Source organism: Pseudoalteromonas sp. GW168-MNA-CIBAN-0100 (assembly GCF_040309225.1).
Taxonomy (GTDB): Bacteria; Pseudomonadota; Gammaproteobacteria; order Enterobacterales; family Alteromonadaceae; genus Pseudoalteromonas; species Pseudoalteromonas arctica.
The window spans coordinates 1-281 of sequence record NZ_JBEOOL010000467.1 but is presented as its reverse complement, the minus strand read 5'-3'; the positions used below and the strand labels follow the sequence as shown (position 1 = coordinate 281).

Genomic DNA, 281 nt, shown 5'->3' with positions numbered 1-281 from the left:
ACGATACACTTCTACTTCGAGTAAGAAGCGCTTTTCTTCAACATACTCACCGCTGAGTACCTGCTCTAAACTGGCTTCGAAACCTTCGGGGTTTAAATCGGTTAAAAACCCAAGATTGCCTCGGTTTACACCTATAACGGCTATATTAAAGCGTGCTAATACACGCGCTGCGCCAAGCATATTGCCATCGCCACCTACTACAATGGCTAAATCAGCTTGTTCACCTAAGTCGACCAGTTTAACTAACTTATTTTTTGGTATATCAATAAGTTGGCTTCCTG

The 281-nt window shown here is 42.7% G+C and carries 1 protein-coding gene; it reads right to left on the bottom strand.

What is annotated here, in order from left to right:
- Nucleotides 1-281 (bottom strand): NAD(+)/NADH kinase (locus tag AAEY62_RS21985; protein WP_350636524.1); only part of this gene is annotated, 281 nt, incomplete at both ends.